The following is a 19983-nucleotide window of genomic DNA, read 5'->3' as shown; positions in this document are numbered from 1 at the left end:
GGACTCATTTACGTTCCGGTTATCCACAAATGCTGATATGCATTCAATTCCAAAAGGTTATTTTTTATGACCAAGACATTGCCGGTGATAAGGTCTACCAGTTCGTTTTTGGGTAGCATTCCTATTGAAAACAACCAAGAACTATGCAGAAATTGGGGTTGCTCATCAAAATTGGACAACACCCATACTTTGGTAGCTCCGTTATTTCGTTCAAATACGAACAGGTGTGTATTTGGACTGGGATGTATAATCGTAGGATGAGTATCTGCAAAACAAGTTAGTTTCTTTCGAGCTAAAATCATCTGCTTTAGGCCTTTGAAAATCTCCGAACTATGAGTAGTAGTTGTGTTTAATTTGGCTACGGCATCCCAATCGTGCATTGGTCTGTTTACCCATCGGTTATCATTTTTATGGTCACTTTGTGTTTCAAAAGAGTAGTCGTTTAAGGTGCCAAGTTCATCACCGGCATAGATAAGTGGGATTCCGCCATAGCTAAGAATTATGCCATGTAGCATTAGGATTTTCTTCACGGCTTGGTTAACCTTGTGCCCATTCTTTTCTTCCAGGGCCTTTTCCAGCCCCAATAAGGATGCCGCACTCCCTGTTATTCTACCATCCCCATTTTTTGGATTGTACATGAACATTAGGCCTTTTGCCGGAGACCATTCCAACCCTCTGGCATAATAATCCAGTACAAAGCTTCGATGTTCGGCCGGAGACCATCCGATCTCCCTGATAAAATCATCATCGTACCCAAGGCCAATATCATCATGGCATCTTATATAATTTATCCAGGTACCGTCTATCGGTTTTGTCGGTATCTCTAATAAGCTTTTGTGAAGCAAAGCGGTTTTTTTGGTGGCGACGGAGTTCCATAATAAGGCCATGAGCGATGCGTTATAGGCAACCTCACATTCGTTCCCCTCCAAAGTGCCTTCTCCAAAATATTTTATAATGTTCCTTGGGGCAACTATAGCTTCGGCCAATAGAATTACACCTGGAGCAATAGCCTGTAAACACATCCGGAACAGCGCTATAAGTTGATGTGCCTCTGGTAGATTCTGTGATGAGGTACCTATTTTTTTCCATAAAAAGGCAAGGGCATCAAAACGGATAACGTCTACGCCCATATTGGCCAATTTCACCAAATTGTCCAACATTTCTATAAAGACATCTGGGTTCGTGTAGTTCAAATCCCATTGGTAGGTGTTGAAACAGGTCATGACCCATTTGTTCATTTCCTTACTGTATGTGAAACTACCCGGGGCTGACTCCGGAAATACTTCTGGCATGGTTTTTTCAAACGCATCGGGGATCTTCCTATCTGGATAGGTATAATAATAGCTTTGAAATTTAGGGTCTCCCGCTTTAGCTTTTTTTGCCCATTCAAATTCATCCGAAGTATGGTTTACAACAAAATCGAGCATAAGAACCATGTTATTGTCCCGTGCTTTCTTAGTAAAGTCCAAAAAGTCTTTTTTGGTTCCGTATTTGGAATCTATTTCGTGATAATTGTTTACCGCATAGCCACCATCGTTTTCTCCGGACGGTCTTGTGGTTATAGGCATAAGATGTAAAAAATTGACTCCAAGTTCCTCAAAATAAGGTAGTTTTTGCCGTAGCCCCTTTATGTCCTTGTTAAACCGATCCACATATAATTGCATTCCTACTAATTCATTGCTCTGATACCAGTTTCCTGATCGTAAACGCTCCAAGTCTAGCTTTTTTAGAGCTATGTCCCTATTGGCGTACATTTTTTCCATTCGGTTTAAAAGCTTATGGAAAAAGACTTCATTTTTATCCTTGGGATACAATGAAAAAAAGAGTGAACTGATAAGGGACAAGTTTGTAGACAGTCGCAATTCAAATAAATATTGGGGATCATCTACCGCTTTTTTTAACCTTTTTGAGGCCATTAAACGATGTAAAGCTGCTTGATTCATACTAAGAATCTAATTGGTGTTGGTAGGGAAGTGCTTCTATAGCACCAAAATTTGTTGTGGTAATGGCTCCTGCTTTATTGGCCATGGCAACCATAGTGGTTAATTCCATTTCATTTTGTAAAAGGGTGTCAAGATTCGGGTGGCCGGACATCTGTTTTAAAAGACAGCCGATGAATGCATCTCCTGCCCCTGTAGTGTCTATGGGTTTAACGGCGATACTGGGAATTGTCTTACTGTAATTTTTGGTACTCAATAAGGTACCTTCTGCACCTAAGGTAACGACTATGGTTTCTGTTCCTATGTCGTGTAGGGTTTTACAGGCTTTTTTTAAACTTGTTTTTCCGGATAGCAATTGGGCTTCTTCCAGGCTAAATTTACATAAGTGCGCTTTTTGCACAAAGGGCATGCATTTTTTTATAAACGAATCTTTGTTTTTCCAAAGGTCCACCCGATAGTTAGGATCAAAACTTATAAAGGAATTCTGGGTAAGTGCATCAAAGAAATATCTACCATAAGCGTCTTCCAGGTTTCCGCCCAACAATGCTGTTGCCGCACCAAAATGAACTATACTTCCCTTAAAATCATTTTTTAGTGAGGAATTGTATTTCAATTCCCGGTCCGCACCACGACTAAAGACAAAATCGCGTTCACCATCTTTATCAATGGAAACAAAGGCAAGGGTCGTAAAGATTTCGGATTGCTGCGCTAGGGAAATATCTACGTTTGCGCTTTGCAGGATATCCAAAAGAAATGTGCCAAAGGGGTCATTGCCCACAGAACCTATAAAGGTGCTTTTGCCGCCCAATTTGCTTATGGCACAAGCAACGTTTGCTGGCGCTCCACCTGCTTTTTTTGTAAATTCTTTTGCCTTTGACAAATCATTTCCTTGGTTTTCGGCCACAAAGTCGATGAGCAATTCACCAATACAAAATACCTTTTTCATTTGTTTAGTTCTTTTATAAAAGAGTATGCTACCGAGACGTTCTTGTTATGCTCCCCTTGCTCGTCCAAAACGCTGTCTGCAGGGTGCCGGGCATATCCCTTACCGTTCCAAGGTAAATAGAAAATATAAGTTGGTCTATAATTTGTTGTGAATTGTTCATTTTTTTGGGTTTGGACCTACACGAAAACGATGTAAATGTGCAGGTCTAATAATCTATTACTTGTATATCCTTGTCGGATGTTCTCAAATTCCCTACCTTTTTACTTCAATTTAAACACGCTAAAAGATGAGCTTATTCGATGAAATAAAGAAAAAACTTAGCCATGAGTTTATAGATATCGTAGAATGGTTGGACACTACGAACGACACCATAGTTCACAGGTTTGAGCGGTATCAAAATGAAATAAAGAACAACGCAAAATTGATCGTTCGCGAAGGACAGACCGCTGTATTTATAAATGAAGGGCAGCTAGCGGATGTTTTTACCGCGGGTACGTACACCTTAAACACGCAAAACCTACCTATTCTAACTACCTTAAAGGGCTGGAAATATGGTTTTGACAGTCCGTTCAAGGCAGAGGTGTATTTTGTGAACACCAGATTGTTTACAGATGAAAAATGGGGTACCAAAAACCCTTTTATGTTAAGTGATGAACGATTTGGTCTGGTAGAGATACGCGCCTTTGGGACCTATAGTTTTAGAATAAACGATCCGGGAAAATTCGTTATAGATGTGGTAGGGACAGATGGTAATTTTACCAATTATGAGATAAACGAACATTTAAAAAGCTTGATTGTAACCCGCTTTACGGATACGGTAGGCGAGGCGAATTTACCGATAGAATTGTATGCCGCGAATACGACGGAACTCTCGGAAACCTGCCAAACGGTAATGCAGCCCGAGTTTGATCGTGTAGGTATTGAGCTGGAGAAATTCTATATCGAAAATGTGTCCATGCCCGAAGAACTTAAAAAGGAAATTTTCGAGTACAGCCGCCTGGATAAATTGGATATGACAAAACTAGCGCAGTTTAAAGCCGCAAAGGCTATGGAATTGGCAGCTGCGAACGAAGGTGGTACCGCTGGTGCCGGTATGGGAATGGGTATGGGTTTTGTGCTGGCGCAACAAATGGGCGGACTCATGGGGCAACCATCCGTACAGCCGTTTGGAACGCAACCCCAGCAAGTACAACAACCTGCGCCACCACCAATTCCGGTTCAAGTAAATTACTTTTATGCAGTAAATGGGCAACAGTCCGGTCCAGTGCCTTTTGATAAGCTAAAGGAGCTTTTTGCCAACCGCACCATCAACAGGGATTCTTTAATCTGGAAACAAGGTATGGCCAATTGGAGCCCCTTAAAAGAGGTCGAGGAATTAAAGTCTTTTCTAGGAGGTAATACACCACCGCCATTACCAACGGCTTAAGATAGGTAGTACAATAGTTAAAATGAAGAACTGTAGGGTTAGACCATAGTTTTAGCATAGCTGTAATGGAAGAAATCCAAGCATCCGAACATAAAAAAACATGCGCTAGTTGCGGTGCGGAACTAAAATTTAAACCAGGTTCGCACCATCTTAACTGCGAGTATTGTGGTTACGAGGAATTTATAGAACAATCCAAAAGTAGTTTTGAGGAGCTGGAACTTGCCCATTATTTAAAAATAGTAGGAGAGAACGCTTATACCGAAACTATTGAACTTTTACATTGCAAGAGCTGTGGTGCCAACCAGCATGTAGAGGAAAATTATAAATCCTTAGCCTGCGTCTATTGTGGTGAACCACTTATCCGGGAAGATGTGGAGCAAGAAGGTTGGATATTGCCCGGTGCCTTGGTTCCTTTTCAGTTGGACGTAAAAAAGGCGAGAGGTATTTTTAAGAACTGGGTAAACGGTTTGTGGTTCGCTCCAAATAACTTGAAACGTGCCGCTTTGGATCCTGAAGGACTTCACGGATTATACGTTCCCTACTGGACCTTTGATGCAAATCTGTTTGCAAGGTATCAGGGAAAACGGGGGGACTATTATTATGAAACCCAAACGTACAGAACTAACAAAGGCAAGCAAACAAGACAGGTACGCAAAACCAAGTGGTCTTCTGCATCTGGCACTGTAGAAGGCTTTATTGATGATATCCTTATTAACGCCTCACAGAAAAAGAGAAGGGACATTCCCGCTGGGGTAGCATTTTGGAATTTAAAGGAGCTGGTGGTATTCAATTCTAAATACCTATCCGGTTTTGTGACGGAAAAGTATACCGTATCCCTTAAGGAGGGCCATCATCAATCTTTTCAAGAAGCCAAGTATAGGGCGTATAATTGGATAAGGCGAGATATTGGCGGGGATACCCAGCGCATCTCCAACGCCGACATAAAACTATCCAAGGAAACTTTTAAACATATATTATTGCCCGTATATATTAGTTCTTATCGGTATAACGGAAAAGAATATCATTTTTATGTGAACGGCCAAACCGGGGTTTTAAGTGGAACCAGGCCCTATTCTTTTTGGAAAATTTTATTTTTAGTATTGTTTATCGTTGTTGTCATTGGAGTAATTGCGATTTTTGCTAAATGAGAAACGCCCGAACCCTTGTGATAGGGGATATCCACTCCGGACTAAAAGCTTTGGAGCAAGTATTACAAAATGCCGAGATTACACCTGCCGATACCCTTATTTTTTTAGGTGATTATATAGATGGCTGGAGCCAGGCAACTGAAACAATCGACTTTTTGATCGGGTTAAATAAAACCCATAACTGTATTTTCTTGCGTGGCAACCATGACGCACTTTGCTATGATTGGTTGGTAAGGGAAGCCGATAATCCATTATGGTTTAAACACGGTGGTGAAGCTACGGTAAATTCCTATAAAAACTTGGATGAAAAAAGGAAGGCAGAACACCTACAGTTTTATGAGAATCTTAGAAATTATCATCTTGATCGTGCAAATAGGCTTTTTTTACATGCAGGCTTTACCAATCTAAACGGAGTGGATTTTGAATACAACAAGGTTACTTTTTATTGGGACAGGACACTTTGGGAATTGGTACTTGCGCTCAACCCAAATTTAAAGAAAGGAGATGCTCGTTACCCTAAACGATTATCGCATTACGAGGAGATTTATATTGGGCATACGCCGGTTACACGAATAGGAAAAACAACACCGATAAATGCGGCAAACGTTTGGAATATAGATACGGGTGCCGCCTTTAAAGGGCCTTTAACGATTATGGATGTAGACTCTAAAAAGTATTGGCAAAGTAGCCCTGTACATACTTTTTATCCAACGGAAAAGGGTAGAAATTGAAAATTGAGAAAGTTTTAAATACATTTTGGTTAATAATTAACGAACTTTGATAAAAAAGGGATAGATGTCAGAAAAGAACATACGATTAGAAGTAATGCAGGCAATTGAGCCTGAAGTCGAAGGCTTTATGGAGAATTTTTTAATTCAGCCAGAAGATATTTGGCAGCCAAGTGACTTTTTGCCGGATCCACAGAGTGATGGATTTTTGGACCATGTTGAACAGTTGAGAGAGGAGTCCAAAGAACTGGGATATGATTTTTGGGTTACCATGGTGGCCGATACGATTACAGAGGAAGCTTTGCCAACCTACGAGTCTTGGTTAATGGATGTGGTGGGAATAGATCAACATGGGGAAAATAAGACCAACGGATGGGCCAAATGGGTACGTGCTTGGACGGCAGAAGAGAATAGGCATGGCGATGTCCTTAATAAATATCTGTATTTATCCGGAAGGGTAAACATGCGCGAGATAGAGATAACGACCCAGCATTTGATTTCCGATGGCTTTGATATTGGAACCGATAGAGACCCGTACAAGAACTTTGTATATACCTCTTTCCAAGAACTGGCCACGAATATTTCGCACAAACGTGTGGGGCAAATGGCCAAGAAAAAAGGGAACGCACTGTTAGGAAAGATGTGCACGATTATAGCAGGGGATGAAATGCGGCACCATTTGGCCTATAGGGAGTTTGTTAAAACCATTTTAGGACACGATCCCAACGGAATGATGTTGGCCTTTGCCGATATGATGAAACAAAAAATTGTAATGCCCGCACATTTCTTAAGGGAATCCGGTGGTACCATTGGAGCTGCATTTGAGAATTTCTCCAACTGTGCGCAGCGGTTAGGGGTATATACCGCTCAGGACTACATAGAAATCTTAAAAAAACTGAATGCATTTTGGGAAATCGATGCGGTTAGAGGACTTAATGACGATGCGCAAAGGGCACGCGATTATTTAATGAAATTACCGGATCGTTTGGAGCGCATTGCTACAAGAATGAAATTTCCGGAGGATCAATATCATTTTAAATGGGTAGAGGCCAACGGCAGACTATAACCCTAAAAATTATGAAATTAAAAACCCCGATTCCATTTGGAATCGGGGTTTTTGTATTTAGGTTGGTTAGTATACTATAATTTTCCGTGATCGTGCTCGTCTTGCCATTTCAAGAGTTCTTTCCATTTGCCTTCGTAGGCCATTTTCGATTGCATGGGCCAAGATGCGGGATCGTGTACTTGATATCTTTTTCCACCTGTATCCAGTACTTTTTGACAGTCGGCCACGGTTGCCTCGGAAAGTGCTTTCCAAGTTTTGATGCCGTTATCTTTTAGCATACCCTCTATTTTGGGGCCAATACCTTCTACGACTTTTAGGTCGTCTTGTTTGATTGTTTTTCCAAATACGGCTTTCGCTGCTGCTGCATCAAAAGGAATGGAGGCCACGGCGGCTCCTGCCGCAAAACTGGCAGCCGAAGCACCTAAGTTTGCATTGGCACTGACCTTTTTGTTACAGGCATCCAAATCTGCCTGAAGTCTTGCATTTTTATCTTCCAATAGTTTTAGATCGGCAGAGTTGTCGATAGTGGTGTTACCACCTTTTCCTAGGAGGTAGCCTAAAATTCCACAAATTATTCCTGCTAAAGCGGGAATTATCCAGCACCAGATGTTCATATTTTCAAAATCCATTTTTTATCTTATTTTAAGTATTAGTGTTTATTTAGTTTAATGTTACGACGGTTCTTCTGTTTTTAGACCTGCCTTCTTCTGTTGCGTTGCTTTCAATAGGGTCTGTCTGTCCTTTCGAAGAAGTATTGATTTTAGCTTCGGAAATACCATTTCTCATTAAATACGCCTTGGCAAAATCTGCCCTGTTCTGACCCAGCCTCATGTTTGTAGCGGCAACGCCGGTATTGTCCGTATGGCCAATGATGTTTACTGCCGCTCCATCGACTTTGTCCAAATATCTAGAAATGTCCGCCACTTTTTGCCGTTGTTCCGCAGACAAGCTTATAGATGCTTGCGCAGTATCAAAATAGAGTACTAATGGATCAGCCTTAATTTTGTCATACAAGGCTTTAATATCATCGCCGGCAGTTTCCGACTCTCCCGAAACTGCGTAGGCTATAGGGCCAAGATATATTCCATTATCAGGTACCATATCATCCATTAGTTTACCCATAGTGTTGATACTGGCAGATGAAATTCCATTTTCGACCAAGTGATTTTTAACCGCATTGGCTCTCGCCAATCCCAAATTAGGATATGCAGTGTTGTTTGTCTCGTCGCTTTTATAATAGCCCGTAACGTTAATGACCTTACCCACGTTTTCGGATAGAAACGTTTTTAGGTCCGTTATGCTAGCTCCCATACTTGACGCCAAAGGCATCAATATATCCGAAGACGATGCGTTAAAGTTATAGTTGTCGTTTTCACTATACGCGTAGTCCCCATCGCTAAAGGCAAAGGGATAAGAGGTTGGCTTCGGTGCCGAGGGGATTACCGCTTCTTTTTGCGGTTCGGCTGTTTCAGTGGCTCCACATTCACTACAACAGGTAATGTAAAAAAAAGTCCCGATGAGAATGGTAAGGAGCATCAGCAATAGATACTTAGTTGTTCTTGTCATTGTTAGTAAAGGTTTAGTGTTTGCCCACAATGTATTAAAAAAATCTTAAAATTGTTAAGATTATGTCCGTTAATTGCTAGTAATCAGTAAAGAGTGAATATTCCACCTATACATAAAACATTTCCATTGGTACAGACTAGGGTAGGATCGGTATATTGTTGAACGTTTAGGACGGCTTTTTTAAGTAACTTTAGATAGTACAAAAATATCGTTAGCGCTCCCAACAAAGATGTGGCATTGTGCTAGTGGCATCGTACATATTTGAGTTAGTTGGTTTACTAAAAAGCCCTTATGCGAATTCGCATAAGGGTTTTATTATCTGATTGCGGGCGAAAAACGTGCTCCGGGTTTTGGAGGTAGTGAAGCTACCTTGGTTTCTATAGCTATTTCGTTAACTACAGCATAGGTCATTTAAGATAACTAAAAGGGAATAGCCCAATGTTGGCTTTTTTGTCGAAATTCCCATTCATACAAAAAGGATATCCAACTGTACAGATTTAGAAGCGTTCGTACCAGTGTTCCAGTATCTTAATAAAAAAAGAACAAACGGAATGAAAAAGTTAAAAAAACGCCTTTTTGCGTTGCTCACTTTCATTTGTATGATTGTCGTTTTGGGAACACAGGAACTATTAAAAGGTAGTTGGACCTCTGAAAATAGAGATCAAACTACCGTTTAAAAATAACTATTTCAAAATTGCGGCTTACAGATCAAACTTAATGCCTTGTGCTAAAGGCAGTTCATTGGAGTAATTAACCGTATTTGTTTGTCTTCTCATATACACCTTCCAAGCGTCCGAACCAGACTCGCGACCGCCACCGGTTTCTTTTTCGCCTCCAAAAGCACCACCGATTTCTGCACCCGAAGTTCCGATGTTAACGTTCGCTATTCCACAATCAGAACCCGAATAAGACAAAAACTTCTCAGCCTCTTTAAGGTCGTTGGTCATAATTGAAGATGATAATCCTTGTGCGACCCCGTTTTGTTTTTCAATAGCATTTTCTACGTCACCAGAATATTTCATGATGTATAGAATTGGAGCAAAGGTTTCGTGCTGTACGATTTCAAAATGATTTTCTGCCTCAATAATAGCTGGTTTCACATAGCATCCGCTTTCGTAGCCTTCACCTTCTAATACCCCACCTTCGACCAAAACGTTTCCACCTTCGGCTTTTGCTTTTGCAATAGCTGCTAAATATGTTTTAACGGAGTCTTTATCGATTAAAGGACCAATATGATTTTTTTCGTCCAAAGGGTTTCCAATGGTTAATTGTTGGTATGCACCAACAATCGCGTCCCTTACCTTATCATAAACCGATTCGTGTATGATCAATCGACGTGTTGATGTGCAACGCTGCCCGCAAGTTCCCACGGCACCAAAAACGGCACCGGGAACCACAACCTTTAAATCTGCAGTAGGTGTAATGATAATAGCGTTGTTGCCACCTAGTTCTAATAAGGATTTACCAAAACGCTCGGCAACTGTTTTTCCGACAATACGTCCCATGCGCGTTGAGCCTGTTGCAGAAACCAAAGCGACCCTAGTATCCGTTGTCATCATTTCACCAACTTTATAGTCGCCGTTGATGATACAGGAAATACCTTCGGGCAACTTGTTTTCCTTTAAAATTTTCGCGATTATATTTTGACAGGCAATAGTACATAAAGGTGCTTTTTCAGATCCTTTCCAGACACAAACATCACCACAGATCCATGCTAAAGCGGTATTCCAAGCCCAAACGGCAACCGGAAAATTAAATGCCGAAATAATACCAACAACCCCTATAGGATGCCATTGCTCTCTCATAACGTGGAACGGACGTTCGGACGGAATTACTTTTCCGTTTAATTGTCTCGACAAACCGACAGCAAAATCACAGATATCGATCATTTCTTGTACTTCTCCATAACCTTCTTGTAAAGATTTGCCCATTTCATAGGAGACCAATTTCCCTAAAGGTTCTTTTAAATCCCTTAGTCTGTTTCCAAACTGGCGCACAATTTCCCCACGTTGTGGTGCTGGCATTTCTCGCCAAGATATGAACGCGCTGGTTGCCGAATCCATTACTTTGTCGTAGTCTGCACGAGTCGTTGCTTTTACTTTTCCTATTAACTCACCATCTACCGGTGAATAACTTTCAATTAATTCTCCACTGGAAAAGTTAGTTGAGCCGGTAGAGCTTCCTTCATTTATATCTTTGATTCCCAATGCTTTTAGGGCATCATTAATTCCGAACTTTGTAGCTATTTTAGACATTTTATAACTTTTTATATATGTATTGTTAGATTTTTTCAAAGTTACGAATAATACTTCTCATTCGCTTTCTTCTCGTAGAACGGTAACCTTGACAATTTTTTCATTTTCAACCTCGTAAATTAGCACGAGTTCTATGGCTTCCTTACTTCCGTTACGTCCAATGATATATTCATGGTCTATAATTTTATTGCCAAAGACGGTTCGGGTAAGAACGGTAGAGTTCAGGTTGGGCGAGGCATCGAATAGGGCAGTATAGAATTTGGCGCAGCTTGCGGCCCCTTGCATGGTAACGGTGCCGTCAGAAAAATTATGGAACGTTACATTAGAATCCATGACCTTCATAAATTCTTCTATATTTCTATTGTTATAGCTTTCCATTGATTTTTGAACTACTTGTTCCGGAGTCATTTTTTGTGCGATCACGGTAGATATTGAATACGTTAGAAATAGAAAAAAAAGAATAAACGTTGAAGTTGGCTTCATGATAGCATAATTAGAATAATGGCAAGAATTGCAGGAAGTGCCTGAATAAAGAATATCTTTTTACTTACCGTTAAGGCTCCATAAACCCCTGCGACAGCTACACAAATTAGAAAGAACAAGGAGATGTTCGTTATCCAATCCGCGTTATCTATGAAAAATGTCCAAAGAAGGCCAGTAGCCAAAAATCCATTATATAGACCTTGGTTAGCCGCCATCGATTTTGTTTGCGCAAAAAGTTCTTTTGGAAATTTTCTAAATATTTTTGGCCCCCTGCTGGTCCATGCGAACATTTCCAACCAAAGAAAATAGAAGTGTAGAAGCGATATAAATGCAATGGTTATTTTAATCGTGATTCCCATTTACTCTTCTTTGGTAAAACGTTCATCAACGGGCATTACGGTTCCACAAGTATCACAGGTTCTTAATTCTTTTGAGCCATAAAAATGCTTAAAATGTGCTAAAAAGTCTTTTTCGATATCGTTGAGCGTAAAATAGACTTCATATAGTTTATGATTACAGTTGTCACAGAACCAAAGTAATCCGTCATCTACGTTCATGTGCGAACGCTTCCGTTCAATCACCAATCCTATGGAGTTTTCATGTCTTACGGGAGAGTGCGGAACTTTCGCAGGATGCAGGTACATATCCCCGGGTCCTAGTTCCATCGTTCGCTTTCGCCCATCTTCTTGTATGTGAACTTCGATCTTGCCTTCTAACTGATAGAACAATTCTTCTGTCTCGTTATAATGGTAATCTTTTCTAGCATTGGGACCTGCGACGACCATCACTATATAATCCCCTGAGTCCTTGTATAGGTTTTTGTTCCCTACCGGAGGTTTTAGGGTGTGGCGGTTTTCTTCTATCCATTTGTTAAGGTTAAACGGCTTACGTACGGGCATAGCTATTCATTTTGAATACCCTAAGTTAAATAATAGTGTTTAGTGTACCTAACAAGAAGGCCACAAAAAAGCCTTAGAATTGTCTAAGGCTTTGATTGTTTGATATGTGTAAAATGGTTATCTAAAAAATAGTTGTGTAAAATAGAGGTCTCCTTCCTCGTTTTCCTTAATACTAATTGCAGAATGGGTATAGTCTCCTTCAATATTTAATCGGTGGCCTTCACTTTCCAACCATGCCTCAAAAGCCTCATCGATGGTATCGTAATCTTTGGCTACGTTTTCGGCCACGTAACTTGCGCCCGTATTCATAGAAAGTTGTTCAGCGCGTTTTGCGAAATTATCATGGCTCGTGTTACCTTGCGAGATCATATACATGGAATGTTTCTTTGCAAAGTAGTAAGAGGCACCTTCAAACGCAAGTGTATCCAATGCTATACTTAGACGGTAGTTGTTAATTAACTCGAACAAGGCTTTTTCTTGCGTGGAATGTTGTGCCGTAGATACGAGGAATATTTCTTTTTCCGGCTTGTTGAGTTGCTCAAAATCCAACGATGATAACTCATGCCTACTGCACGAGGAAACAGCTATGATGATAATTAAAAGATAAAAACGATTAAGCTTCATTGCTCGGGGGTTTAATAAATGTAACTGGGACAAATCTAGTATAGAACTAAGCTACATGCATAAAAACATCTGCAAGTGTAGTTTAATTTTCGTTGACCGGTATAATGTTGTACAACAAGGCCTTATCGATGAAACACATCTTATTTTTATCGAACATTTAGCTCGTTTTAGAGAAGATTTTGCCTTTTAACACAAGAAGAAAACTTCTTGTCGGATATGTAGAAATTGGTATATCGACAGATGGTTATTTTATATCGATTAAAACTAGCTCATGGCAGTGCCTTATTATTCTTTATAAAAAAGTTGTGTATAGTATAAATTACCGTTTTTATCTTTTTTTACACTTACAGCGGTATGTGTAAAATCACCTTCCATCGTTTTCTTATGGCTTGTACTTTCATACCAACCTAGAAAGGCTTCTTGTGCCGTACTATAATCTTTTGCTACATTTTCGGCTACCATTTGCACTTGTACCTTAGCGGCTATACTTGATGCTCTTGAACTAAAATTATCATGACTAAGATTACCCTTGGCGATCATATAATCTGTGTGCTTGTTGGCATATTCGTAGGCAATGGGGCTGAATACCAGAGTAGTGGCTCCTAAATCAGATCTATGGGAGTTTACAATTTCCAATACCTCTTGTTCCAGGGCTACTACATTTGTCGCTTCAATGTTGGGTGTATCATCAATAGATTCTTTTGAGCAGGAACCTAAAATAAATACAAACAAAACAAGGAAAGCGTGTTGCGCTCTCATTTTCATATACTGTTCTATTTGTAAGCAGGTCGCTCAAGGCAGGAAAGTAGGTCTATAAGAATTGGGTACTTATTGTTCTCGTGCCAATAGGGGATATCGACATGGTAATATTAAATAAAATTGAGGTTGCTACGGTAAAAATTATTTTTTATTCGATGAAAGGACCGGAATTTGGGAGAATCCGCTTTTAAACGCCCTTATGGGTATTTCATCGACCAACACTATTACTCCGTCTCCGCTAACTCTTTTCGTAAAATAGTATCGAATACCAAAGCACCGATTTCTTTGATAGGATTAAAAAGCACGGATTCGTTCTGTGCCTCTTCGGAAATGAATTTTAGGTTGGTGTTCACCCGGTTAAAAAATATGAGTATCGCTCCTAAAATGACAGCTACTTTTAAGGTGCCAAAAATGGCCCCTGCTATTTTGTTCAACAATCCCAACAGTGCAATGTTCGCTACTTTGGTAAGTAATTTACCCGCAAAATGTACCGCGACTACAATTAGGACAAAGGTTACGATAAATGCGGCAATGGTAACATAACGTTCCTCCCAATTCAATTGTTGGGTAAGGTAGTCTCCCGTGATATAGGAAAAATGGATAGCGCCATAGATCCCTGCAATAAGTGCCACAATAGAGGCAAGTTCTATGAGGAGTCCGTTGTTAAATCCCTTCCATAGACCTAGGAGGAGCAGAAGTCCTAAAATGATATCTAAAAGCGCCATTTGAAAACAGTTTGTAACAAATATAGAACATTGATTAGTACCTTTACTTTCGTAAAAAGAATTATCAGCTTTAAACCAATAAAATGTCTAGGGATACACAGTTAAAAGATAGATGGGAAATTTTGGTAGGCAAACTGTCCGCCCAATTTGCGGATGGGGACTCCTTGGAACTGGATGCTATTATCTATTTGGTAGGCGTACAGGAATTGGGACAGTACCACAGAAAATATAAAAAAGACGATAAGTTGGACTTAATGCATATTGCTATCTGCAGGTTATTGGAGCCTTATGGCTATTATGAATTTGATTTTTTTGATGAAGACGGGTGGCCACATTATACCGTAAAGGAAGAGCTACCCACTTTAAAGGCCGGCGAGCAATCTGTACTGATGAAACAGGCAATCGTAGATTATTTTTTGGAACGTAATTTTATTACCTAACAAATGAAGGAGCCCTATTACGCGGTAATTTTCACTTCTACTAGGACATTGGGAGACCAAGGCTACACCAATATGGCCGTTAGAATGGAAAATTTGGCAAAAAGCCAACCCGGTTTTTTGGGTATGGATAGTGCTAGAGAGAATATCGGTATTACGGTAAGTTATTGGAAAAGTTTAGAGGCCATTGCTACATGGAAAGCGAATACCGAGCATCTACTGGCACAAGAAAAGGGGAAAAGTCTTTGGTATAGAGCCTACAGCGTTCGTATTTGCAAAGTAGAGCGGGAGTATCGTTTTTTTAAAGAATAATCGGCATTAAGCAAACTTCCTAAACTACACATACACTTTTTACTGGTTTGAAAAGAGTTTACCGGTCAGAAATAAATCATGTTTTAACGGCTATTAATACCGGTTTAAAACAAACGTGATTCTTTTGTCAAAACAAACCTAGGCTACTTTCTAAAACGTACGCTGAATTTCGTTTTTACCCTTACCTGGGTTTACATCATAAGCTACCGTATTTTTTATCTTATACCTAACTGGGCCCGTTACTAGAACGATCATTTCATATATTTTGCTCAACGTTATCGTTTGCGTAAAAATTCCCCTTTGAATTCGCTTTTTTAAAAGGTATATTTAAATTCTTATCCTTAAATAGTTATGTCAAAAAAATACATCATTTCTTTAGATCAAGGTACCACAAGTTCCCGAGCACTTCTTGTAGACGAAAAAGGAAACATTCAAGGTATGGTACAGCAGGAGTTCCAACAGATTTTTCCAAAACCGGGCTGGGTAGAGCATAATGCCAAAGAAATCCTTTCTACACAACTGGGCGTGCTGAACCAACTTTTAGAAGAGCAGAACGTAGCGCCATCGGAAATAAAGGCCATAGGTATTACCAATCAACGTGAAACTGCTGTTGTTTGGGACAAACATACGGGCGAACCCGTTTATAATGCAATCGTTTGGCAAGACAAGCGCACGGCCGATATTTGTGAGCATTTAAAAAGAGAAGGGCTAACGGAGCATGTAAGGCAAACTACGGGATTGGTTATCGATTCCTATTTTTCCGCTACTAAGGTGAAATGGATTTTAGACAATGTCCCCGGGGCAAGGACAAAGGCCGAAAATGGAGATCTTTTAATGGGAACCATAGATACATGGCTGGTTTGGAACATGACCAATAAGGAAAACCATGTTACAGATTATACCAATGCCTCCCGTACTATGATATATGATATTGTAGACTTAAAATGGGATGAACGCTTACTGGAAGAACTTGAAATACCGCGCCAGATGTTGCCAGAAGTAAAGCCCTCCGCCTATCATTTTGGGGATTATGAGATAGCTGGCATAAAAATACCGATTGCAGGAATTGCAGGAGATCAGCAGGCAGCGCTATTCGGACAGGCTTGTTTTAAAAAAGGAATGGCAAAGAATACCTATGGTACAGGTTGTTTTATGTTGATGAATACCGGGGAAAAACCTCAATTCTCTAAAAATGGCTTGTTAACGACCATTGCATACGGTTTGGATGGCAAGGTGTACTATGCGCTTGAAGGTAGTGTTTTTATTGCCGGTGCCGCAATTCAGTGGCTTAGGGACGGATTAGAAATTATAAAGGAAGCGAAGGAAACCGAGGCTTTGGCCGATTCTGTTCACGGAGAAAGTTCTGTTTACGTTGTCCCGGCTTTTGCCGGTCTTGGTGCTCCGCACTGGGATATGTATGCCCGTGGCGCCATTTTTGGACTTACCAGAGATACCGGAAAGGCGCATCTAGCAAAGGCGACATTGGAGGCTTTGGCCTACCAGACCAAGGATATATTAAAGGCAATGGAAGATGATTCCGGACTGCAATTGCAGAACCTTCGCGTAGACGGTGGTGCGTGTGCCAATAATCACCTAATGCAATTTCAGGCCGATATTTTGGATACCGAAGTACATCGCCCAGAGGTTATTGAATCCACTGCAATGGGTGCTGCATTTTTAGCAGGTATTCAAGTAGGATTATGGAAACAAGAGGATATAGATCAAACTAGACCCATGAATAAAATTTTTAAACCTACGTTTGATCGGGTAAAAAGAAAACGTTTGTATACCAAGTGGAAACAAGCGGTAGAACGGTCTAAAGGTTGGGAAGAAAACTAAATAAAAAGTAAAAAGAAACTTGGGGACCAAAAAGATATATAAAGGTACGCTCCAAAAACGAAGTAAAAAAAGCTATGAGGAATATTGAATTTTCAAATTTAAAAAGAACCGACACTATTGCTAAACTCACCAAAGACCAGTTTGACTTGGTAGTGATAGGAGGTGGCATCACCGGTGGTGGTATCGCTCTGGACGCCGCATCAAGAGGTCTTAAAGTAGCACTTGTAGAAAAAAAGGATTTTGCATCGGGTACCAGCAGTAAATCAACAAAACTGATTCACGGTGGATTACGCTATTTAAAACAGTTCGATTTTTGGTTGGTAAAGGAAGTCGGGTCCGAACGTGCCATTGTGCATAAATTGGCACCTCACTTGGTATTGCCCGAAAAAATGTTGTTGCCGCTCATCGAAAACGGTTCTTATGGGAAGTGGCTGACCTCTGTAGGACTAAAGGTGTACGACATCCTGGCACAGGTTACGGGAGATGACAAACGTCAAATGCTAGAAAAAAAAGAGGCCTTAAAGTTGGAGCCTTTGTTGCCCAAAAAGATTTTAAAGGGAGCCGGTTATTATGCGGAATATAGAACGGACGATGCGCGACTTACCATTGAAAATATTAAGACCAGCTTGCAGTTTGGAGCGACGGCCCTGAATTATGCCTCGGTCACGGATTTTTTATATACCGATGAAAAAATATCCGGAGTAATTGTCAAAGATGAGCTTTCCGGTGAAGATTTTAATATCAATTGTAAGTATGTTATTAGTGCCGCCGGTCCTTGGGTAGACGAACTGCGAACGGTCAACAATTCTAAAAAAGGAAAGCGCCTACATTTAACAAAAGGCGTTCATTTGGTATTCCCGTACGAGAAACTTCCGGTAAAGCAATCCGTTTATTTTGATGTTCCAGATGGTAGAATGATGTTTGCCATTCCACGCGGTAAAGTAACCTATGTTGGAACTACCGATACCAATTTCAACAACGATAAGGACAAGGTGCGAACCGATTTGGCCGATGCCATTTATTTGCTTTCCGCGGTAAATAATATGTTTCCAAAAATTAATTTGGAGATGGAAGATATTGTATCTTCTTGGGCAGGCTTACGGCCTTTGATACATGAAGAAGGGAAATCGGCGTCGGAGCTATCCCGTAAAGATGAAATTTTTACTTCGGATACCGGATTGATAAGCATTGCCGGAGGAAAACTAACAGGCTATCGTAAAATGGCGGAGCGTGTGGTAGACCGCATCGCTAAAAAAATGGAAGAAGAATATGATACCAAGATAAAATCCTGTGCCACTGAGGATATTCCGCTTTGTGGGAACGAATTTAAAAAGTACAAACATGTGAAAAAGTATATCGATGAGGTATTTGACCGTATTAAAGTAGATGGGTTTACACAACATGATGCCTGGTTCTTGGTCACCAACTACGGAAAGCAGACCGAGGCGATTTTGGAATTATATGGGCAAAGAAAGGAGAAAGATAACCCTACGAGACTCATACTTGCAGAACTTCAGTTTGGTATTGCACATGAAATGGTACAGGACCCCATGGACTTCTTTATTAGAAGAACGGGTAGATTGTATTTTGATATTGGTAGTGTGCGTACGTACATGGAGCCTGTACTAAAGGAATTTAAAACGATTTTCAAAACCGATGACGCCCAGATGCTGAAGTGGAAAGAAATCTTGATGACAGAACTGGTGGAACATTCCGATTTTTCTATGGAACGGGTTTAATCCAACTTATCCGTCAATTCCTTAAAAAGCCGTTTGGCATTTCCATTGTTATAAAGAATTTCGTACACCGTATTTATAATAGGTGTTTTTGATTTTTTTTCCAATTTTTCCATTAGGTCGTGTGCACTTTTGGTGGCGTAGTAGCCTTCTGCCACCATACTCATTTCCATTTGTGCGCTTTTAACAGTGTAGCCTTTTCCGATCATGTTACCGAACATTCGGTTTCGGCTAAATGTTGAGTAGCCAGTAACCAACAGGTCGCCCAAATAGGCGCTATTATTAATGTTACGTTTCATTTTGTGCACTTTTTTTATGAAACGTTTCATCTCGCGTATGGCGTTGCTCATCAATACACTTTGGAAGTTGTCTCCATAACCAAGTCCGTGGGCAATTCCGGCAGCAATGGCATAAATATTTTTAAGCATCGCGGCATATTCCGTCCCTATAATATCATCCGAAATTTTAGTTTTAATATAATCGCCCTTTAAAGCGTTGGCTACAAGTTCCGCTTTTTTAGGGTCGGCACAGGCCAAGGTCAAGTATGAAAGTCGCTCTAGGGCCACTTCTTCCGCATGGCAGGGGCCCGTAAGTACACCAATGTTCTCAAAGGGTACGTCATAGGTTCTATGAAAATGCTCCCCGACGATCAGCCCGGATTCTGGCACGATACCTTTAATGGCGGAAAAGATGATTTTACCATCGAAGGAGGCAGTCAGTTTTTTTAGTTCCGTATTTAAAAATGCAGATGGGATGGCAAAAATGAGCACGTCATAAGAACCTATGATATGATTTATGTCAGAAGATAAATCCAATAAATTTACTGGAAACTCTACAGAGCTCAAATAGTTGGGATTGTGTCTATGTGTTTTAATGTGTTGAATAGCATCCGTATTGCGCATGTACCAGCCTACTTTATGTCCGTTGCCGGTCAACATCTTTACAATAGCTGTCGCCCAACTTCCTCCTCCTAAAACTGCAAATGTCTTTTCGTTTTTCATGGGATAAAAGTAGGTATTCAAAACCATCGGTCAAACAAAAGAATCTTACACACTGGTAATCAATAGGTTATGTATTTTGGCACGGTGCTTGTT

Annotated in this window: 21 protein-coding genes; 8 read left to right on the top strand and 13 right to left on the bottom strand. The window is 40.4% G+C overall.

Going from position 1 to position 19983, the window contains the following annotated elements; all coding sequences use genetic code 11:
• Positions 1–8 precede the first annotated feature (8 nt).
• Genes ACFQZJ_RS16740 through ACFQZJ_RS16730 form a run of 3 tightly spaced genes read right to left on the bottom strand, consistent with a single transcriptional unit; the run spans position 9 to position 3046 of the window.
• Positions 9–1943, bottom strand: a complete 1935-nt coding sequence (locus ACFQZJ_RS16740; RefSeq protein WP_379936030.1) for an alpha-amylase family protein — start codon at positions 1941–1943, stop codon at positions 9–11.
• A 1-nt stretch (position 1944) separates the two neighbouring features.
• The gene (locus ACFQZJ_RS16735) at positions 1945–2886 is read right to left on the bottom strand and encodes a carbohydrate kinase family protein (protein ID WP_379936029.1); all 942 of its coding nucleotides are present in this window, start codon (positions 2884–2886) and stop codon (positions 1945–1947) included.
• A gap of 28 nt (positions 2887–2914) precedes the next feature.
• A complete protein-coding gene (locus ACFQZJ_RS16730) occupies positions 2915–3046 on the bottom strand; it encodes a hypothetical protein (RefSeq protein ID WP_379936028.1) in 132 nt (43 codons plus the stop codon).
• A 126-nt stretch (positions 3047–3172) separates the two neighbouring features.
• Here ACFQZJ_RS16730 and ACFQZJ_RS16725 point away from each other — a divergent pair, with 126 nt between their 5' ends.
• From ACFQZJ_RS16725 to ACFQZJ_RS16710, 4 genes are all read left to right on the top strand, one after another.
• Positions 3173–4312: an SPFH domain-containing protein gene (locus ACFQZJ_RS16725; protein WP_379936027.1), complete on the top strand. Its 1140-nt coding sequence runs from the start codon at positions 3173–3175 to the stop codon at positions 4310–4312.
• Between the two features lie 65 nt (positions 4313–4377).
• Entirely contained in the window at positions 4378–5460 is a 1083-nt protein-coding gene (locus ACFQZJ_RS16720; RefSeq protein ID WP_379936026.1) for a DNA helicase PriA, read from the top strand.
• On the top strand, positions 5457–6191 hold the full coding sequence (locus ACFQZJ_RS16715) for a metallophosphoesterase (RefSeq protein ID WP_379936025.1): 735 nt from the start codon (positions 5457–5459) through the stop codon (positions 6189–6191). The genes ACFQZJ_RS16720 and ACFQZJ_RS16715 overlap by 4 nt, the downstream gene beginning before the upstream one ends.
• Positions 6192–6255: 64 nt before the next feature.
• On the top strand, positions 6256–7254 hold the full coding sequence (locus ACFQZJ_RS16710) for an acyl-ACP desaturase (RefSeq protein WP_379936024.1): 999 nt from the start codon (positions 6256–6258) through the stop codon (positions 7252–7254).
• 74 nt (positions 7255–7328) lie between these two features.
• Here the strand turns inward: ACFQZJ_RS16710 and ACFQZJ_RS16705 are convergent, their stop codons facing one another.
• The 9 genes from ACFQZJ_RS16705 to ACFQZJ_RS16665 form a co-directional block, all read right to left on the bottom strand.
• Positions 7329–7883 carry a hypothetical protein gene (locus ACFQZJ_RS16705; protein WP_379936023.1) on the bottom strand — a complete coding sequence of 185 codons (555 nt, stop codon included), beginning with the start codon at positions 7881–7883 and terminating at the stop codon, positions 7329–7331.
• Positions 7884–7914: 31 nt separating this feature from the next.
• Complete coding sequence (locus ACFQZJ_RS16700) at positions 7915–8820, bottom strand: OmpA family protein (RefSeq protein ID WP_379936022.1); 906 nt, start codon at positions 8818–8820, stop codon at positions 7915–7917.
• A gap of 701 nt (positions 8821–9521) precedes the next feature.
• Positions 9522–11075 (bottom strand): L-piperidine-6-carboxylate dehydrogenase, encoded by a 1554-nt coding sequence (gene amaB, locus ACFQZJ_RS16695; protein ID WP_379936021.1) that lies wholly within the window; start codon positions 11073–11075, stop codon positions 9522–9524.
• Positions 11076–11132: 57 nt separating this feature from the next.
• A complete protein-coding gene (locus ACFQZJ_RS16690; RefSeq protein WP_379936020.1) occupies positions 11133–11558 on the bottom strand; it encodes a nuclear transport factor 2 family protein in 426 nt (141 codons plus the stop codon).
• On the bottom strand, positions 11555–11917 hold the full coding sequence (locus ACFQZJ_RS16685) for a DUF1304 domain-containing protein (protein WP_379936019.1): 363 nt from the start codon (positions 11915–11917) through the stop codon (positions 11555–11557). The genes ACFQZJ_RS16690 and ACFQZJ_RS16685 overlap by 4 nt, the downstream gene beginning before the upstream one ends.
• Entirely contained in the window at positions 11918–12457 is a 540-nt protein-coding gene (locus ACFQZJ_RS16680; RefSeq protein WP_379936018.1) for a 3-hydroxyanthranilate 3,4-dioxygenase, read from the bottom strand.
• 117 nt (positions 12458–12574) lie between these two features.
• On the bottom strand, positions 12575–13081 hold the full coding sequence (locus ACFQZJ_RS16675; RefSeq protein ID WP_379936017.1) for a CAP domain-containing protein: 507 nt from the start codon (positions 13079–13081) through the stop codon (positions 12575–12577).
• Positions 13082–13366: 285 nt separating this feature from the next.
• The gene (locus ACFQZJ_RS16670; protein WP_379936016.1) at positions 13367–13846 is read right to left on the bottom strand and encodes a CAP domain-containing protein; all 480 of its coding nucleotides are present in this window, start codon (positions 13844–13846) and stop codon (positions 13367–13369) included.
• Between the two features lie 218 nt (positions 13847–14064).
• Complete coding sequence (locus tag ACFQZJ_RS16665) at positions 14065–14565, bottom strand: CvpA family protein (RefSeq protein WP_379936015.1); 501 nt, start codon at positions 14563–14565, stop codon at positions 14065–14067.
• 83 nt (positions 14566–14648) lie between these two features.
• On the opposite strand from ACFQZJ_RS16665, the gene ACFQZJ_RS16660 reads away from it, so the two are divergent.
• The 4 genes from ACFQZJ_RS16660 (at position 14649) to ACFQZJ_RS16645 (ending at position 18892) form a co-directional block, all read left to right on the top strand.
• Positions 14649–15005: a hypothetical protein gene (locus tag ACFQZJ_RS16660; protein ID WP_379936014.1), complete on the top strand. Its 357-nt coding sequence runs from the start codon at positions 14649–14651 to the stop codon at positions 15003–15005.
• Positions 15006–15008: 3 nt separating this feature from the next.
• Positions 15009–15314, top strand: a complete 306-nt coding sequence (locus tag ACFQZJ_RS16655; RefSeq protein ID WP_379936013.1) for an antibiotic biosynthesis monooxygenase family protein — start codon at positions 15009–15011, stop codon at positions 15312–15314.
• A gap of 351 nt (positions 15315–15665) precedes the next feature.
• Positions 15666–17153, top strand: coding sequence for a glycerol kinase GlpK (gene glpK, locus ACFQZJ_RS16650; protein ID WP_379936012.1), 1488 nt, complete (start codon positions 15666–15668; stop codon positions 17151–17153).
• 74 nt (positions 17154–17227) lie between these two features.
• Entirely contained in the window at positions 17228–18892 is a 1665-nt protein-coding gene (locus tag ACFQZJ_RS16645) for a glycerol-3-phosphate dehydrogenase/oxidase (RefSeq protein WP_379936011.1), read from the top strand.
• Here the strand turns inward: ACFQZJ_RS16645 and ACFQZJ_RS16640 are convergent.
• The gene (locus ACFQZJ_RS16640; RefSeq protein WP_379936010.1) at positions 18889–19890 is read right to left on the bottom strand and encodes an NAD(P)H-dependent glycerol-3-phosphate dehydrogenase; all 1002 of its coding nucleotides are present in this window, start codon (positions 19888–19890) and stop codon (positions 18889–18891) included. The genes ACFQZJ_RS16645 and ACFQZJ_RS16640 overlap by 4 nt on opposite strands.
• Positions 19891–19983: the final 93 nt, after the last annotated feature.

This window comes from Maribacter chungangensis, from assembly GCF_042676845.1.
Lineage (GTDB): Bacteria > Bacteroidota > Bacteroidia > Flavobacteriales > Flavobacteriaceae > Maribacter > Maribacter chungangensis.
Note: the sequence above shows the minus strand (reverse complement) of the source record. Positions and strands in the feature narration are given on the sequence as shown.

Bases quoted from the DNA above. Each gene is read 5' to 3' on its own strand.
- ACFQZJ_RS16645 (WP_379936011.1), top strand. From the start codon at position 17,228: ATGAGGAATATTGAATTTTCAAATTTAAAAAGAACCGACACTATTGCT.
- ACFQZJ_RS16715 (WP_379936025.1), top strand. From the start codon at position 5,457: ATGAGAAACGCCCGAACCCTTGTGATAGGGGATATCCACTCCGGACTA.
- ACFQZJ_RS16700 (WP_379936022.1), bottom strand. From the start codon at position 8,820: ATGACAAGAACAACTAAGTATCTATTGCTGATGCTCCTTACCATTCTC.
- ACFQZJ_RS16665 (WP_379936015.1), bottom strand. From the start codon at position 14,565: ATGGCGCTTTTAGATATCATTTTAGGACTTCTGCTCCTCCTAGGTCTA.
- ACFQZJ_RS16710 (WP_379936024.1), top strand. From the start codon at position 6,256: ATGTCAGAAAAGAACATACGATTAGAAGTAATGCAGGCAATTGAGCCT.
- ACFQZJ_RS16725 (WP_379936027.1), top strand. From the start codon at position 3,173: ATGAGCTTATTCGATGAAATAAAGAAAAAACTTAGCCATGAGTTTATA.
- amaB (WP_379936021.1), bottom strand. From the start codon at position 11,075: ATGTCTAAAATAGCTACAAAGTTCGGAATTAATGATGCCCTAAAAGCA.
- ACFQZJ_RS16675 (WP_379936017.1), bottom strand. From the start codon at position 13,081: ATGAAGCTTAATCGTTTTTATCTTTTAATTATCATCATAGCTGTTTCC.
- ACFQZJ_RS16720 (WP_379936026.1), top strand. From the start codon at position 4,378: ATGGAAGAAATCCAAGCATCCGAACATAAAAAAACATGCGCTAGTTGC.
- ACFQZJ_RS16705 (WP_379936023.1), bottom strand. From the start codon at position 7,883: ATGGATTTTGAAAATATGAACATCTGGTGCTGGATAATTCCCGCTTTA.
- ACFQZJ_RS16660 (WP_379936014.1), top strand. From the start codon at position 14,649: ATGTCTAGGGATACACAGTTAAAAGATAGATGGGAAATTTTGGTAGGC.
- ACFQZJ_RS16690 (WP_379936020.1), bottom strand. From the start codon at position 11,558: ATGAAGCCAACTTCAACGTTTATTCTTTTTTTTCTATTTCTAACGTAT.
- ACFQZJ_RS16685 (WP_379936019.1), bottom strand. From the start codon at position 11,917: ATGGGAATCACGATTAAAATAACCATTGCATTTATATCGCTTCTACAC.
- ACFQZJ_RS16655 (WP_379936013.1), top strand. From the start codon at position 15,009: ATGAAGGAGCCCTATTACGCGGTAATTTTCACTTCTACTAGGACATTG.
- ACFQZJ_RS16670 (WP_379936016.1), bottom strand. From the start codon at position 13,846: ATGAAAATGAGAGCGCAACACGCTTTCCTTGTTTTGTTTGTATTTATT.
- ACFQZJ_RS16730 (WP_379936028.1), bottom strand. From the start codon at position 3,046: ATGAACAATTCACAACAAATTATAGACCAACTTATATTTTCTATTTAC.
- ACFQZJ_RS16680 (WP_379936018.1), bottom strand. From the start codon at position 12,457: ATGCCCGTACGTAAGCCGTTTAACCTTAACAAATGGATAGAAGAAAAC.
- ACFQZJ_RS16740 (WP_379936030.1), bottom strand. From the start codon at position 1,943: ATGAATCAAGCAGCTTTACATCGTTTAATGGCCTCAAAAAGGTTAAAA.
- glpK (WP_379936012.1), top strand. From the start codon at position 15,666: ATGTCAAAAAAATACATCATTTCTTTAGATCAAGGTACCACAAGTTCC.
- ACFQZJ_RS16640 (WP_379936010.1), bottom strand. From the start codon at position 19,890: ATGAAAAACGAAAAGACATTTGCAGTTTTAGGAGGAGGAAGTTGGGCG.
- ACFQZJ_RS16735 (WP_379936029.1), bottom strand. From the start codon at position 2,886: ATGAAAAAGGTATTTTGTATTGGTGAATTGCTCATCGACTTTGTGGCC.